The organism is Algoriphagus sediminis (genome assembly GCF_030403435.1).
GTDB classification, from domain to species: domain Bacteria; phylum Bacteroidota; class Bacteroidia; order Cytophagales; family Cyclobacteriaceae; genus Algoriphagus; species Algoriphagus sediminis.
The window spans coordinates 386,461-403,418 of the sequence record NZ_JAUEPH010000003.1 but is presented as its reverse complement, the minus strand read 5'-3'; the positions used below and the strand labels follow the sequence as shown (position 1 = coordinate 403,418).

The 16,958-nt window shown below is 41.7% G+C and carries 12 protein-coding genes; 5 read left to right on the top strand and 7 right to left on the bottom strand.

Going from position 1 to position 16,958, the window contains the following annotated elements; all coding sequences use genetic code 11:
* Position 1: 1 nt before the first annotated feature.
* A complete protein-coding gene (locus QVH07_RS08155) occupies positions 2-745 on the top strand; it encodes a DUF6090 family protein (protein WP_289999670.1) in 744 nt (247 codons plus the stop codon).
* Between the two features lie 45 nt (positions 746-790).
* Here the strand turns inward: QVH07_RS08155 and QVH07_RS08150 are convergent, their stop codons facing one another.
* The 3 genes from QVH07_RS08150 to QVH07_RS08140 all read right to left on the bottom strand — a co-directional run bounded on the left by QVH07_RS08150 (position 791) and on the right by QVH07_RS08140 (position 7,243).
* Positions 791-982: a hypothetical protein gene (locus QVH07_RS08150; RefSeq protein ID WP_289999669.1), complete on the bottom strand. Its 192-nt coding sequence runs from the start codon at positions 980-982 to the stop codon at positions 791-793.
* A 217-nt stretch (positions 983-1,199) separates the two neighbouring features.
* On the bottom strand, positions 1,200-2,915 hold the full coding sequence (locus QVH07_RS08145; RefSeq protein ID WP_289999668.1) for an NHL repeat-containing protein: 1,716 nt from the start codon (positions 2,913-2,915) through the stop codon (positions 1,200-1,202).
* 308 nt (positions 2,916-3,223) lie between these two features.
* Positions 3,224-7,243: a hybrid sensor histidine kinase/response regulator transcription factor gene (locus tag QVH07_RS08140; RefSeq protein WP_289999667.1), complete on the bottom strand. Its 4,020-nt coding sequence runs from the start codon at positions 7,241-7,243 to the stop codon at positions 3,224-3,226.
* 229 nt (positions 7,244-7,472) lie between these two features.
* Between QVH07_RS08140 and QVH07_RS08135 the strand changes: the two genes are divergently transcribed.
* From QVH07_RS08135 to QVH07_RS08120, 4 genes are read left to right on the top strand one after another with little or no spacing between them, the layout of a single operon-like run.
* On the top strand, positions 7,473-8,000 hold the full coding sequence (locus QVH07_RS08135; RefSeq protein WP_289999666.1) for a DsrE family protein: 528 nt from the start codon (positions 7,473-7,475) through the stop codon (positions 7,998-8,000).
* 25 nt (positions 8,001-8,025) lie between these two features.
* Entirely contained in the window at positions 8,026-8,502 is a 477-nt protein-coding gene (locus tag QVH07_RS08130; protein ID WP_289999665.1) for a (2Fe-2S)-binding protein, read from the top strand.
* 11 nt (positions 8,503-8,513) lie between these two features.
* The gene (locus tag QVH07_RS08125) at positions 8,514-10,730 is read left to right on the top strand and encodes a xanthine dehydrogenase family protein molybdopterin-binding subunit (protein ID WP_289999664.1); all 2,217 of its coding nucleotides are present in this window, start codon (positions 8,514-8,516) and stop codon (positions 10,728-10,730) included.
* 26 nt (positions 10,731-10,756) lie between these two features.
* A complete protein-coding gene (locus tag QVH07_RS08120; RefSeq protein ID WP_289999663.1) occupies positions 10,757-10,948 on the top strand; it encodes a hypothetical protein in 192 nt (63 codons plus the stop codon).
* A gap of 4 nt (positions 10,949-10,952) precedes the next feature.
* On the opposite strand, the gene QVH07_RS08115 is transcribed toward QVH07_RS08120, so the two are convergent.
* From QVH07_RS08115 to QVH07_RS08100, 4 genes are all read right to left on the bottom strand, one after another.
* A complete protein-coding gene (locus QVH07_RS08115; RefSeq protein ID WP_289999662.1) occupies positions 10,953-11,873 on the bottom strand; it encodes a bile acid:sodium symporter family protein in 921 nt (306 codons plus the stop codon).
* 11 nt (positions 11,874-11,884) lie between these two features.
* The gene (locus QVH07_RS08110) at positions 11,885-13,366 is read right to left on the bottom strand and encodes a hypothetical protein (protein WP_289999661.1); all 1,482 of its coding nucleotides are present in this window, start codon (positions 13,364-13,366) and stop codon (positions 11,885-11,887) included.
* Positions 13,367-13,384: 18 nt separating this feature from the next.
* On the bottom strand, positions 13,385-15,562 hold the full coding sequence (locus tag QVH07_RS08105) for a hypothetical protein (RefSeq protein WP_289999660.1): 2,178 nt from the start codon (positions 15,560-15,562) through the stop codon (positions 13,385-13,387).
* Positions 15,563-15,629: 67 nt separating this feature from the next.
* The gene (locus tag QVH07_RS08100; RefSeq protein ID WP_289999659.1) at positions 15,630-16,955 is read right to left on the bottom strand and encodes an adenylate/guanylate cyclase domain-containing protein; all 1,326 of its coding nucleotides are present in this window, start codon (positions 16,953-16,955) and stop codon (positions 15,630-15,632) included.
* Positions 16,956-16,958: the final 3 nt, after the last annotated feature.

Genomic DNA, 16,958 nt, shown 5'->3' with positions numbered 1-16,958 from the left:
AATGATCTCATTTTTTAGAAAAATCCGCCAAAAACTCCTATCTCAAAATCGGGTAACCCGGTATCTTGTGTACGCCGTGGGAGAAATTTTATTGGTAGTGATTGGAATTTTGATTGCTCTTGGGGTAAATAATTATAATGAAACCTTGCGTGAAAAAAATAGAGAAAAACAAGTGGTCTTAGCACTGCACAATGAATTTGAAGAAAATCTGACCTCCCTGAAGTTTGAGATTGATCGTATCAAAGTTATGATCGAGACTCAAGAAGTTCTCTTGAGCCTCTTTGGATCTAAAAATCTCCCTGCAGATGAAATCTTGGACAGCATGATTAGCAATTCATTTATTAATATGACTTGGAATCCTAGTTCCTATGTCTTGAATGATCTCAAAAACTCCGGCCAGATCTCTAAACTAACCAACTCTCACCTACAATCTTTATTGTTTAGATGGGAAAGGCATTATGAAAATGTAAATGAGTTTACCGAAGATGACCTAAGAAGCAGCAGTGACTTTTTAAATTTTATCAAGCAAAGCGGCTCCCTTCGAAATGCTGATGCACCCTACCTAACTCAAAAGGGTAAAAAATATTTCAAGTCAAAATTTAACTTCAGTAATTCCGAATTACTAAAAAATATTAGGTTCGAGAATGTAGTGGATGATAAATACGTGACTAGTATTTTGCTTCTGCAACAATATGAGGAAACTGTCGGAATAATTGAAGAAATTTTAATTGCCTCAGAATACTGATCTGATTTACTTCTTCCGAAAAATCCGCCAAAAGCTCTTTTTTTATCAATCTTGAATTTTTGCTGTTGCATCCACCGGTAGTTTTAGATACGTATTGGTCTTGGTGACCGGAGCTTCTTTGGTAATTTTTTTCGGTGCTATTCTGGCATTTCTGAAGTTCAGGTTGAAATCAAAAAGCCAGAAACCCGAAGTGTTTCTAGTGCCTGTTGGTATTCTTGTCGGAATCGAAACCCTCATCCCCTTGGTCTGATTTTTTCTTCCAACTAAGCAAACCCGAACTTATGTCTCGTCTTGGCTTTGGAGGAATATTTATTCTGTTCTTTTAGATGATCAGAACATTTAGAAAGAGGTAAAATTGATTTCCATCAACAAACAAAAACTCCCCCTTTTCCAAAAGGAAAAGGAGGAGTGGGTCACCCTTTTTGCTTAAAAAATTCAATCCATAAGCTTGTCCTCAATTTTTAGAGATGCGGTAAATCACATTCTTTCCTCCACCCGAAACATAGATATCACCCGATTGGCCAACAACTACCCCATCAAAGTAGTTGGAAGGAGGTAAGGCTGCATCTTGGCCAACAGCCGCTCCACTCAGGCTGAGTCCATCTGCGATTTTGCTCACCTCTCCTGTGGCTAGGTCTACGCGTGATAAACGTGAAGCATCGGTTTCCACAACTAGCAGGCCTCCTTCTTTATCCCATGCCAATCCCTCGGGACCCTTTAATCCAGTTGCAAGTTCTACAGGAATGTTGTTAGATCCTAACTGCCAAATGGTTCCGGTAGCCAAGTCTGCTACCCATAAAGTTTCCCCATCGGTTGCCAATCCGCTTGGGATAAGCAAAGTTCCTTCCGGAAAAATAGGCGACTGGTCACTTGCCCTAACCACGCCGGCTAGCAGAGCGGACACAGCAATATCATCTTTGAAGCGAATAGCATCGACAGGAACACTAGGTATCTCAAAAGTCTGAAGTACCTTATCAGTTTGTGGATTCCAAATCTGAACAACTCCTCCGAAATAGGAAGATACAATAAGATTCTGCCCGTCAGCAGAAAGAGTAAAAGGAGTGGTCAGATTTCCTTCACGACCCAGTAAGTCTCCTTTATAAACCTTTTCCTTTTTACCAGATAGTCCATTAAACTGGTACAATCGGAACAAGTCAGCTACATACAATGCATCTTTGTTATTTGACCCCGGTAAAACTGCCAAGCCCATAGGTGCAATCATCCCTTCACGGCTTATGGTGCGTGGCTGACCACTAGGTAGTATTTCTACTACCGATCCAAAGTCAGCATTGGAGATGAAAAGGGAGCCTTTGGAGTCAAAAGCCAAGTTGTCAAGTCCCTCTTGAATTTTTATAAAAAGTGTTTTTTCTCCGGTCAAAGTATTTACCTTGAAAACTTCGCCTGATTGATCCAAAACGTGAAGGACTCCCTTGGAATCAAACTTTGCTGCAACGGGAACGGTGAAGCCTCCGGCTAAAAATTCTGCGGTACCATCCCCAAAAGGATCTGTAGAAGTTGGAGTTCCTTGCCCGCCAACATTAACCCGAATCACTGCGCCACCTGCAAATAAGGGTCCGTACAGTTTGCCATCAGGACCAAAGTCGAATGCATTTAAAAATCCAAGGGGAAATGGATTTTCAGGAGTGGAAGCAATGATTTGTCTAGGTGGTGCAATAAGGTCCGGGTCCAATTCATATAATCCATCTCCCAAAAAACAGAGTCCTACAAAAAGTCGTCCGTCTTCCGAGAAAGTAATTGGATTGACACCTGGTGCCACAAACTGCTTGGTCACCACTCCTTCCGGAGTCATACGGCCAACTTCACCAATATTTATATCCGTCCAATAAAGCGACCCGTCTGGTCCAAACGCCAAATCATCGGGAGAGATCACTCCATCCTCTGGGCCAAGTCTCTTTAGGATCTTGCCGTTTTGCTTATTCATCACGATTATTTCCTGACCACCAAAACTGGCGATGTATAAATTGCCATCCGGTCCGAAATTTACACCGTTGGCACTTTTGATGAGAGAGCCTGTGTAAATCTCTTTTACAAGGACTTTAGAATTCTTCTTCTTGGCATTAATGTTAGTAAGTTGCTCCACTTCATAACATGCAGTCATACTAGCCAAAATCGCTAATAGGGTAAAAATGGAAAATCGATTACGTTTCATAATTTCTCGGAGTTTAATGGATAAAAATGTTTAAAAAGCCTTTTAGAGAACTATCCCCTTTAAGGACTTTAAAGCTCATCTTTATGGAAAAACATATTCGACTAAAAGCCTAAAATGTAGTCCCAGGTTAATGAGTTATTTACCTTCGAAAAGTATGTCGAAATAAAAAAATCAGCCTTAGCTATTGTTTCAAATGCATTAGACATTGTTCCAAATCAAAAAAAATGTATAGAAGACTGACTTGAGGAAAATCAGAAGGCTGGGATCCATTAAATCAAATTATTCGATCTTGTGAATTCAAAGCAGTGTTAGCCTTTTCTATAAAAGCTCGGTGCCTCTCCAAACTCCTTGATAAATTCCTGTGTAAAATGGCTGGGATTACTGTAGCCCACTTCATAGCCGATTTCAGAAATATTTAAACTAAAATTTTCTAAAAGTCTCATGGCCTCTTGCATACGAATGGTACGAATCACCTGAGAGGTCGATTTATTCGTCAAAGCCTTCAATTTTCTATGAAGCTGCGTTCGGCTTACCCCTAGCACTTTGCAGATCTCCGAGATGCCAAATTCTTCATTTCCCATTTCACTTTCTATGAGACCTCGGACTTTTTTAAGGAAAGCATCCTCTTTGAGTTCAGCAGATGTCTTTGGCTCGGGCAGGGTCTTCAGACCTTCGTATCGGGTAATGAGTCTTTGTCGGACCTCTATCAATTTACGAAGCCTAATCTCCAACTCACTCTTATTGAAAGGTTTGGTTAGGTAAGCATCCGCTCCTCTTTCCAATCCAGCCAATCGGGACTCCATGTCCGCCTTTGCAGTAAGTAGGATGATAGGGATATGACTCGTTCGTTCATCCTCTTTTAACCTTTCCACTACTTCAAAGCCGTCCTTTTCTGGCATCATTACGTCACAGACAATAATATCCGGGATTATTTCAATAGCCTGGTGAATACCCTGAAGTCCATTTCTCGCTTTCTGAATGCGATAGTTTCCCTTGAAGCATAGTTCCAGATAGCTTAAAATATCCTCATGGTCTTCAATCAGCAATGCCAGGGGCAGGCTTTCATCGTAACTTTCTTCCACCCCAATAGCGGAGACCTTAGGCGTATCCTTCACCAAAGGAATGTCATCTTGAGTCAACTCAACTGCATGACCTTTCGGCGCTTTGTTTCGGATGGGCAGTCTTAAGGTAAATTCCGAACCTTTTCCAATCTGACTTGTGGCTTCAATAGTTCCAGACATTAATTGCACGAGCTCCTTGGTGAGTGCTAATCCAATCCCACTGCCTTCCTCAGTTCTAGTAGTAGAATCATCCACCTGAAAAAATCGGTCAAATATCCTAGATAACTGTTCAGTAGGTATTCCCTTTCCTGTATCGATAATCTTTAACTCAAGCAAACCTTCTCCTTGTTTAACCTTGACTTTTTCTACTTTGAGGTAAATATTTCCACCGGATGGAGTGAATTTGATCGCATTCCCTAAAAGGTTAGAAAAAATAGTTTGAATTTTTTCTGGATCAAAGTCCATTGGCAAGGTCTTTAAGTCTGAAAAAAAGTGTAATCGGATATCCTTAGAATCTGCATAAGAGTGAAAGGATTCTGTCAAATAGGACAAATACTCCAGAATATCATCATGGATCATTTTTGCGCTTAAAATCCCAGATTGAAGCTTGGATAAATCCAGCATCTGGTTGACTAGCCTTAATAATTGGATGCCATTCCGCTTGATCATCGGCACTCCCTCTTTCAAATTCTCTACCGAAGGGTGTGACAAAATATGGTCCGCGATACCTGAAATCACTGTAAGGGGAGTACGGAATTCATGGGTCAAATTGCTGTAAATCCTAGTTTTGATCTGGTCGAGCTCTTGGAGTCTCACTACTTCAGCTTGGGCAAGTTTTCTACGAAGCAAAAAACCGTAAATCCAATAAAGCATAAGAAAAAGCAACAGAGCATAGGAAAGCCAAGCCCACCACTGCGTAAACCAAGGAGGTAAAATCGACACCGAAATAGACCTAAGCCCCGCAATTCCAAAACGATTGGTAGCCTGAATATGGAAGGTATACTCCCCGGGGGGCAAAGAATAATAGTCTGCCTGGTATGTATTGCCATTCTTCCAATTTTGATCAAAGTTTTCGAGACGGTAGCGGATATTTTTATCGGATTCCAAGGTCACAAAATCAATACTGGCAAATTGGAAAGAAAACGTATTCTGATTATGGGCCAGATGAATTTCAGAGGTTTCCAAAAAACTCTTGGGTAAAATCTTTTGATCCATTTGAGGGGAGATGTTTCGTCCACCCAATAAAAATGCTGTTACGTAAGGAATAGGGGCTTCGGAATATTGACTTCCCAAGTCGTCGGGACAAAATGAAAAATAACCCTCATCATTGCCGATAAAAATCTCCTTTTCTTTAGAAATGAATGGCTCAAAAGAATAAAAGCCCGATTGACTGGGTTTTTTCCAGCTATTCCCAAACATGGTGGCATTATTCGTTTCAGGGTTGAGACGGATAAGTCCATTATCTGTAAATAGCCAGAGGAAGCTGGACTCATCTTCTACCAATCCGTTAATCCTGATCAAATCGGTAATCAGACCCGTATGGTCGTAGTAAGGATTGAACCGGTCTTCTTCAGGATCGTATAAGAAAAACCCCGAACGATAGGAACCAGCCCAAATCCTTCCTTTCTCGTCCTCATAAATTCCCAAAATAGAAATCTCGGAGCCATCTAAGTATCTTTTAAATCTACCTGATTCATCCTTAAGTAAGTCGATTCCGTTTGCGGTGCCTATCCAAATCTGACCTTTTGAATCTTGGCTCAGGCTAAAGACAGCACTTGAACTTAGGCTGGTCGAATCGGCTGGATCATGGGTATAGAGCTTGAACTTTCCGCTTTTGGAATCAAAAAAATTGAGACCTTCATTTGTGCCTATCCATGCGTTTCCTTCACTGATCGGTAAAACATCACGAACATTTCGTGAGGCTAAGCCTTCTTTTCCAGACCCTTTCTGAACATAGTTTTGATATGTTTTGGTAGCTCTATCGAAAAAAAATAAGCCCCTCGATCCCGTGGATATCCAGACATTTCCCTCCTGATCAAATTTCAGAACCACTAAGGGTGCAGGGCCAATAGTTCTTCGCGCCAAACTGAAAAAACTATCTTCTGAAGTGTCCACTTTATGACCAAAAACACCCTGTGCTGTGGCAACCCAAACGCCTTTTTCCTGATCTTCACCAAATGCCACAGCTCTTGGTCCAGTTTCAAAAAACTCAAAATTTGACTGCAAAGTAGAGACCTGATATAGCATTTGATTCTCATTTCCGGGTAGCCAAGAAGAAATCCAAATCAAATTATCTTTCGTCTTGAGTAATGTCCAGAAGCCATTATTTTCCATGTATCGGGAGCCTTTTCCAGTTGTACCAAAGAACTCAATCTCCTTGGATTTGGGGTCATACCGGTTTATACCCCCTGCATATGTCCCTATCCATATACCCCCTTCCGCATCCTCGCTGATGAAAGAAATGTGATCAACTGCAAAAGTAGCCTTTTCATTAATCGGGGGCCTGGAAAGGGCATTGGGATTGCCAGGAATATTAGGAAGTCGTTGAAACTTTCCCGTTTCACGGTCCATCAGGTGAAGTCCATCTCCATCTGAACCTATATAAAAATTACCTTTACTATCTTCAAATATTGCCTTTACACGATTCCCAATCAAAGAGCTGGGATCTGCAGGATCATGTCTAAAATGGGTAATCGAACTGGTTTTCTTTTGGAATCGATATAGTCCAGATGAAGGAGAGTTGGTGTAATCGAAGGCATTGCCAGCACCAATCCAAATCACTCCGGAACGGTCTTCATAAATGCTCCGGATAAATGCCTTTTGAAGCATTCCACCAGCAGGACTATCAACTTGGATTTGGACAAAATTGCCAGTCTCTCTATCCAAAGTGTCTACCCCTGCGTCTGTTCCTATCCATAAAGTACCCAATCGATCCACGAATAAGGTAGATACATAGTTGGTTCGAAGGCTGTTGGGATTGTCGGGATCATGCCTAAAATGGGTGAAAGTTTCCGTGGCCGGATTATATCGATCTAAACCATCATAGATGCTTCCAATCCAAACTTCCCCACCTTTTCCAGCTGCAACGCATTCGATTTGACCTAATTGGAGGGCAGTGCTATCATTAAAATTGGGCCTGAAGTACCTTCGGTCCGTCCCATCGAATCGGATTAAGTCGGCATTCATCTTAGCGAGCCAGATGAAGCCCCTCTCGTCCTGGCACATCCCGGTAATAGTGGTATTGGTTGGATCAAAATTAAAAGGCACAGGAGTGATGTTAACTTCCTGGCCAGTCGCAAGAAAAGAGTATAGGAAAAAAATAAATATAAAAAATAACCTGGCGCTTCTCATAAGCTGAAAGCAATTAGTAATTAACAACTTACCTCAATTCTCTCGAATAGCAAAAAATACCTCCTGGACAAATACTGGGATGATGGTAAGCGCTCATGCACCGGCATGAAAAAGATTTGTATCTTATTCAGATATCCAATAAACCATGAAATATCTATCCCTCTTTTTTTTCCTTTTCATTAGCCATTCGATCTTTGCTCAGCAAAAAGTGTTTCCAGTCATTCAAGATTACGGATTCATTATCGAAATGCCCTTTGAAGTCATTAATCCCGATCCAAATCTGGATTTTAAACTTCTGGCTGAAGCATATCAGGGTCAGGAAGACAAAAGTGAGCTTTATGGGATGTTGGATTACTTTGCCAGAGTGATCAATGCACATGCATACGCCGGAGTTCCAGATGAAAAGTTTAACATGGCTGTTGTTCTTTTTTCGGGTTCAGCCTATACCGTTCTAAACAATGAAGAGTACAATAAGCGATTTGGAATGGATAATCCAAACCTTGAACTATTCCAGCGGTTTCAAGAAGCTGGGGTAGATGTCTTTGTTTGTGGTCAATCCATGATGAAACAAAATATACTTCCTGAAAATATTACTGAGGGAATAAAAATCGGTTCTTCAAGAATTACCATTAGTTCAGAATTAATGGCTCGAGGTTACATCTCTATATTTTAAATTAGGAGAAGAAAATTCATTTGACATGATCAAGCTAAACATCAATGACAAGGATTACGAGGTAGATGAATCACAGGGCATGCCTTTACTTTGGGCGATCCGTGAGCAATGCAAGCTGACAGGCACTAAATTTGGCTGTGGCATTTCCCAATGTGGAGCCTGCACAGTTCATGTGGATGGCAAACCTACCCGATCCTGCATCACTCCTGCAGCTACCGTTGAGGGTAAAAAGATTCGGACCATTGAAGGAATTCAGCCGGATGGAAACACACTTCACGAAGTGCAAAAGGCCTGGATAGAAATGCAAACTCCTCAATGCGGCTATTGTCAATCAGGTCAGATTATGTCTGCTGTGGCACTTTTGGAGGAAAATCCCTCGCCCAGTGATGAAGAAATTGATGCCGCCATGAGTGGTAATATTTGCCGATGCGGGATGTATGGTCGAATCAAAGCGGCCATCAAAAAAGCATCGGTTGAAATTCAAAAATCCTCCACCCTTTAATCCAAAAAGAGATGAAAAAATGGACTAGAAGAGCATTTATTGGAGCAGGGGTATTAGCCAGCGGAACCTTGGTTTTGGGCATTGCCATTCGACCTGGAAATAGATCATCCAAGGTAGCTGATGTGATTGCCAGGGATGGAGAGTCAGTATTAAATATATGGCTGAAAATCGCTAAAGATAATACGGTCACGGCCATCATTCCCCACGCCGAAATGGGACAGGGAGTTCACACGGCTTTGGCCATGATGCTGGCCGAGGAACTGGATGCTGATTGGTCTCAAATACGATTTGAGGAGGCCCCAGCTATTAAGGAATATGCCAATTATGCCGTGGCTAAGGGCTTTCTGGGAGGGGGACCTAATGTCCCTAAGTTTTTGAATGAAACCGTGGATGGAGTATTCCTGACAGCTGTCAAAAGCATGAATTTTCAGATTACCGGAGGGAGTTCCTCAGTTCGATTCACAGGTCAGTATGCCATGCGAGTGGCAGGAGCAGCTGCGCGTGCCATGTTGGTTCAGGCTGCCGCCCAAAAATGGGGTGTGAATGAGGAAAGTATTCGCATTGAAAAAGGGATAATCAGTGATTCATCTGGCAAATCAGCAAGTTTTGGAGAAATAGCCCCTGAAGCTGCAAAAGTAAAAAAGCCATCAGATCCGAGATTGAAGTCTGAGAAAGAATTTAAAATTATTGGCACCTCACAACCTCGATTTGACATTCCTGACAAGGTCACCGGAAAAGCTATGTTTGGGATAGACGTGGATCTTCCTAATATGAAATATGCCACGGTGGCTGCTTCTCCAGTCTTTGGTGGGAGGGTTAAATCCATGGATAAGTCTATGGAGGGAAAAAATGGAGTCATCAAAGTCCTCAATTTAGGTAATGCCGCAGCTGTAATAGCAGATGGATATTGGCAGGCTAAGATGGCTTTAGATTCCATGAACCTGGATTTCGATCTGGGAGAAAATGCAAAAATTAACCAGGACCAAATCATCGCTCGCTACCAAAGAGAAATGGATGAGGCCCGGGAAAAAGACGAGCTTGACACCCATTACGAAGTGGGAAATGTAGGCGTCGAATTTGAAAAGGCGGCACGAGTGATAGAGGCGGAGTATCAGGTTCCTTTTCTGGCTCATGCCACCATGGAACCTATGAATTGTACGGTCTGGGTGAAAGGGGAGGAAGCTGAAGTATGGTGTGGAAGCCAAAATCCACTGGGAGTGGCTGCTGCTGTGGCTGAAGAGCTGGATATCAAGCAGGAAAAAGTAAAGGTTCATAATCAGTTACTGGGCGGCGGATTTGGGCGTCGTTCGGAAAACGATGTCATTCTTCAGGCCACTCGTATAGCCAGAGAAGTGAGTTATCCGGTTAAGCTCATTTGGTCAAGAGAGGAAGATATGCAACATGATGTGTATCGGGAACTTGGCATCAGTCGAATGAAAGCTGCCTTGGATGAATCGGGTAATCCTTTGGCTTACCAAAGCCAATTTATCTTCCGACATCACCCCCCCGAAGCAGCCGATATACCTTACGCGGTTCCCAATCAACAAATCCGATTTTCAAGTCCTGCCTCTCATGTCCCCTGGGGGAACTGGCGAAGTGTAGATCATTCCACTCATGGTTTTTATTCTGAATCCTTTGTAGATGAAATTGCCCATGCTGCAAAGCAAGACCCTCTTTCCTACCGGAAAACACTCACCTCAGACCAACCAAGATTTCAAGCAGTATTAGACTTAGTAAAGGAAAAATCAAATTGGGGCACCGAACTCCCTCAAAACTGGGGAAGAGGAGTAGCCGTGCATAAGTCATTTGGCACCTATGTGGCTGAGGTGGCAGAAGTGGAAGTAGATATCTCAGGAGGAATTAAGGTTCATAGGGTAATCTGCGTGGCAGATCCTGGTTTTGCCATCAACCCAGATTCCTTCAAAGCTCAAATGGAAAGTGGAATCATCTATGGCCTTTCCGCAGCCGTGTCAGGTGAAATTACCATTCGGGATGGGGCTGTCGCCCAAAGCAACTTTCATGATTACCCTGTGACCAGAATGAAAGATTCACCCAAAATCGAAACTTATATAATCAATAGTGGAAATGCACCTGGAGGTGCTGGTGAGCCGAGTACTCCGATTATTGCCTCCGCTGTTGGAAATGCCATTTTTGATGCTACTGGGGTCCGATTAAGGAGGCTTCCTTTCCAAATAGAAATGCCTGTGAGGGAAAACACATTGGGCTAATTATACTTTATTAAAATTCAAATGTCATGGGATTATTTTGGGATCTTATCCAGCAAAGCCAGATTGAAGAGCAAAATGAAAAAGCAATCAGTCTGGAACAGCGGGTGGTAAACTTAGAGGAGGAATTAAAAAAGACCAGGGTGCTCCTTCAAAAGACACTAACCATCCTTGAACAACAAGTAGGTAGGGATATTGACGGCGATGGTACTATCGGCTAGAATCTCAGCTTTGGGGTCTGTTTTTCCAGAAGGAAGCCAATAACGAGCCCGTAACATTCATCAATGGCCCAAAAACAGCTGGTGCTAATCCAACGGTTCCAATTTTACCCATTTGAACTGCTATTCCGGAAGCCAGCCCAGAATTTTGCATGCCAACTTCAAGGGCGATGGTTCTACAGGAAGCTTCATCCATTTTAGCTGCTTTGGCAGCGAAATACCCAAGCAAGTATCCCAAGCCATTATGAAGTACGCAAGCCAAAACAAGAAGCAACCCGATCTCCAGTAAACTATCTCTTCCATTTGCTGTAATTACTCCTATGATCAGAATGATCCCAGCCATGGAAATTATGGGCATGATCCTATCCAGCCAGCTAACTTTGCCTTTCAGAAAATGATTGAACAGTAATCCAATGGCTATGGGAATAATCACAATCTGAAATATGCTCCACATCATTCCCAGAAAATCAACTTCCACAAATTGACCACCAAGCCAGCTCATCATAAATGGAGTGATTAGAGGTGCGACCAAAGTAGCACAAGCCGTCATAGTCACTGAAAGAGCGAGATTGGCTTTAGCCAGATAAGACATAACATTAGAAGCTAATCCGCTGGGTGAAGATCCTACTAGAATAATCCCCGCGGCGATTTCAGGCGAAAACCCAAAAAGCTTCGCAATTCCAAACCCTAAAAAAGGCATGATGCTAAACTGACAAAGCATGCCAATTAGAACTCCTTTCGGCATCTGAACCACACCCTTAAAATCTGCCAGGCTCATTTCAGTTCCCACCCCAAACATGATTATTTGAAGGAGGGGTACAATTAAAACTGAAGTTTCTAATCCTTCCCAATTCAACAAAAAACTTGGCCTGATCAAGGCAAGACTCAGCACTAGGATGACCAATATTGGGAATAGATAATTTTTCAATTTGGCCAGAATTATTCTAAGCCCAAAGTCATATACACCCCGTATAGGGTGGAATTCGTTTTGGTATTATAATTCTGCATTCCGTTCATTGGGTTAGCCACTGGAGATTCAATTCCTCCATACATATACCCCACCAAAACAGGTCCAGAAGCATCTCCAGGAAACACCTTGTTCAGATCAATGATTGATTCTGATTCACCATACAGTAATCCGGGTAATGGGAAAAATACAGCATTAGAACCAAGGTAACCAGGCATAAGTGCATTGGGAGGGGTCTGAACTAATTCAATTGTTTCATCCTCGCCATTTGTATAGTAAGTTGAAATCAAATTTGAAAAAGGGAGAGGAATATCAGACTCCCCTAAACCAGAAGAATCTGGGAAATAACTCAAATCAGTGATCCCACCTAGAATAGAAATTCGACTGACTCTATATTCTCCGAAAGCTAATACGGCATCGATCTGAGCGGCGGAATAAAGGTTTACTTTCTGCAATGTTTCCTCATCAAGGGTAACGGATGGAACACCTGAACCTAAATCGTTTAGATAAACAGGAGAAGGATAGCCTAATCCATATTGGTTAAACACCCCTCCATAAATTACAGCTCCCAGAGAATCAGGCCCAGGGGTAATAACTTCTGCCAAGGTGTAGTCCCTACGGTGTAATTTTGTGGAGTCAATTACTGATAAGGTATCTGTAATCATCCAGTTAATGCCATCTGTTGTAAGTGAAAACTTACGTACAGCCCGGGTATAGTCTCCGGTGTTTCCAGGAAGATATGCCCCCTTATAATTTTGACCTCCGATGAGGTAGAAATTTCCATTTGAAACCATCATTTCCCCGCCAGTTACTTGTAAAAAGGGATCACTTATGACTTTAGTAAAGACCTGGTCTAGGGCTGGGGTACTACCCCCTGAATTCACGTATTGAATCAAACCTGGGATGTTGATTTCAAAAAAGTGATCTGAAGTCCAATTGCTAATCGTAGTATCTCCGATTGAAGTGTAGCCACCCGAGGCATAAAGTGTTTCCCCTTCCTGATAGTGAAGCATACTACTTCCTGAGAGGTAAGTGGTATATAGGGGAGGAACAGGTACGCCTGTAGTTTTTTTGGCATCCAAATCCACTACCCAAATCGAATCGTTGGCCATAAGGTTAGGAAAAGCTGGTGGATCATTATTCATGTTATGTAGTCCAGCTTTTCTTCCTCCAAACATCACCCATTGACTACCATAGGTAGCATAAACTGGACTTTGAAGAGCCGGAATTAAAAAACCGAGGTCTTCAGCCTCCAAATGGATCTGGATAAAGTCCGAAACAGTACTATCTTCATTTGCTCCTTCAAACAACCCTTGAACTTGAGCCATCAAAGGTGAGGTTTCGGTCGCCAAAACCATTTCATCTCCCTCCCTATCCTCAGTTGGAGCTGAGCAAAACTGGTTCAAAGATAAAATCAATGCTAGTCCAAGTATTCTTAAAATTGAATTTTTCATGTTGTTTATAATTTAGGACTAAGAATTGATTTTTTGCTTTGCCCACATTTGAAGAAGAGCATGCTGATTTTTTGATAATTCTCTGGTTACCGGCATATACATATAACCTCCCCAGTTTTTTTCATCCGTCAGCATGAGCATCCTGCGCATAGTATACGGTTCGCTCCAAACCGATTCCTGGAATGGTAAAATCGAATTCATAATCGGAAGCACATTGTTATAATTTGATAGAATCTTATCATACAGTACCTCGAATGTCAGAGGCTCCGTCCCATCCAGATATTTTACCAAATCCGCTGCCTCGTCTAGTACTCGCCCGACCAGGTAATAGCCGTTAGCTAAAAAATACAGAGGACTGGTAGTTTGAAAATTTGGAATTCGTTGGTTCTCTGTAATGGCAAAGGTATACTGCGTACAACCGACCACATTAGTTGGATATTTGAAGTCAACCTTGTCATAAAAAGTAAAAGGATAATTTTGGTTCCAAGCCGTTTGATATACCCCTTCTACCCGACTTTCGTATGGAATGGGCTGACCCCTTTTAAAGCACCTTAAAGTGATCGGCCCACGACCCGAACCATCATATTTATAATTGTAATTATCATGCTGGTTTTCTTCAGCGTAAGATCCTTTTTGATCTGTAAGAACTAAGTAATCATCTTCCATCATTAGTTCACCATCTTTCCAAAAAATAGCAAATTTTCCAGCTGAGAAGTCGTGTTTCCCTGGGGGAATTTTAAAATCCATAACTCCTCCTTTCGCCAAGAACACGGCCATGTTGTAATCCTCCGTATGGGTCAAAGAACCAATAAGCACATTACCGGATTGATCATCAGGTATAAAATACAAGGAGAGGGTATTGAAATCAAAATTTTCAAAACTTTTGAATGGTGGAATCGCAGTATCCCCGCCATAGCAACTGTAATCTCCAAAACCAATCCCGTATTCACAAATGGTATTAATTACATCTAGACTGATAACCTTTTTTGTAGGGTTCACTCGAACAAATGCAGGTGGCAATTGCACTTGCGATTCTATGGTAATCCCTTCATTCGAACCTTGAGGAATGGGTAAATCTAAGTGGCCTACATCTAACTTAGGATTGTTTACCACTTCATTTTTTAAAATTCGAGCGATATCTGTTGTGGTCATATCCACCCCAGACACATGAGGACACAAAGATCCTGAAAAAGCCACTCGTGCAGGGTTTTTAGGGACCGAAGTCTGATTATTACCCAAGGGAGCGGTTGGCATTTTTTTGTAATCTGGATTTCTTACTTCATAAACCTGATGTAAGAGGATTTTCATGGAAAGAGCATCCACATGAAAACCAGCAGCTGTATTTAGATCCTGTTGAAATTGAGGATCGGTCTGATCTGCATTGAGCTGGATAGTGGAGTTGAAATAAGTGCCTCCGTACATAGGTGACAAAAGTGGATTATTTAAATTTAGGACCTTACAAAGTGAAAGCCAATTGAAAGCTGACTTGCAAGGTACTCCGGTGAAAAAGGTTTTTTCCTGATTATTGGGCTTTCCATAGATTCCAGCAAGAGAATAAAACATCTGGGTACAAGAATCGCCTATACTATCCACGTCACAAAACATGGCTGTGGTCCTACTATTTGGATCAAAGAACTGTTGATGAAATGAAAATGATTGTCCTAGCAGCTGGGACAGACCAGCTGGACATCCATCAGAATTACCTGGGGTATAGGTAGTTACATTCCCCAGATCATCCACCACCTGAACACCAGTGATTCGAATATCCTCGGCATAGACGCTGAGATCTCCATAATAATTCCAATAACTCGGCTGAACCATTCCTTCAGAAAGCATGGGTTGTGGAGAATCACCATCAAGAGGGACGTTTTCATAAAGCTCCTTATAATCATCATCATGACCTGAAGTGCCTAAATGACAGATCGCCCAAGCATCGTATACCTCATCGGTAACACTACTTATTTCAACATATTTGTTATAATCAGAATATGGTGAGTTTTCATCAGTCTCAATTTTGTACTTAGCAGGAATATTGGGAATTATTCCGGGTTTCAAATACACTCTAGGAGGTCTGTATGGCAAAGCTTCATCCTGATTGTAAATTTTTAGAGGTGAAAACTTCCCGTTGTTTCCTGTGGGAACATCGAGGAGCACACTACCGTGAAAATTGATCCTCGGAAAATCAAATTGACTCATGATTAAACAATTAAGGTTAAGAAAAAATGGTTAGGCCAGCTGATTCTCCGACTGAAAAAAAATCTGACTATCCCAAAGTCGGTTCGACAAAGTACATCCCTATCTCGCCTTTATTTTTTACAGGGATTTCTCCCCGGTATTCAAATTCAAAATAATCTTTAACCAGCTCATAGGTAGAATCGCTGATGTTTATTTTCCCAGGTTCACCGTTCGATTCCATTCTGGAGGCCACATTCACCGTGTCACCCCAAATATCATAGGCGAACTTTTTGATACCCACTATTCCTGCTACCACAGGACCACTATTGATTCCAATCCTGACCTCAAAGTAGGGTTTATTTTGCTTTATTCTCTCTTCTTTGGTTCTCTGAATAAAGTCCCGTATTTCAAATGCCGCCCGAACTGCTGCTATGGCATGGTCTTCTCGCTCTACAGGTAATCCAGAGGCACACATGTAGCTATCCCCAATAGTTTTAATTTTTTCGATGCCATGCTTTCCAGTGATTTTATCCATCTCCCGATAGTAAAAGTCAATAAGCTCCACGAGTTCCTTCGAGCTGAGACCGGCACTGAACCTGGTGAAATCTTTAAAATCAGTAAAAAGCACTGAGACCATATTAAAATCTTTGGCCTTTACAGAACCATTTTTCTTTAATTCCTGGGTCGTCTCCCAGGGAAGAATGTTAAGTAAAAGGTTTTCACTGGTTTCTTTTTCTTCTTGAAGTTCTTTAGTCCTTTTATTCACTAGGCCTTCCAACACTTGCTGCCTCTCCAGTTGGTTTTGTACGGTAGATACCACCCCTCCAATAGCATCCAAAATATTCAAGTGGTAGGGCAAAATTCCTTTTCCTTTTTGGAGAAGCTGACTTCTACGGCCAGCAAAAAAGTATCCCATGATCTCTTTATTGTGGATAATGGGAGAGAAAATGAGATTTTCTATTTCTAGTTCTCTCTGAAGATAAGACTGAAACTCATTAAGCTCATCTTCTTTATTTACTATAACTCCTTTTTTACTTTCAAAAACATCTTTTGGAACTTGAATAATTTTTTGTCTTACAGTTTCGGTATCGTACTGTCCAAAACCCTTTAGATATCTTAAATCAAAATCCAGCTTGCCTTCTTCAACAGGTAGTAGAATGGCTGCAACATCCATTTTTAACCGGACATTAATACTTTCAGCCAGGCTTTCGAAAAGCTGGTCTTCATCGCTTTTTGCATCCACATCCTGAAGTTCAGCGATTACTTTCAGCCCCTCACTCATCTGAAGTACATCCTTAGAAAGATCAGCAGTTCTATACTCCAGACTCATATAAGAGGTGGATAATTTTTGAAGTCTACTTTTATAGTAGTTTATTTCCTTTTGTGCTTGCTCCAGCTTTTCTTCCCAGGACATAAT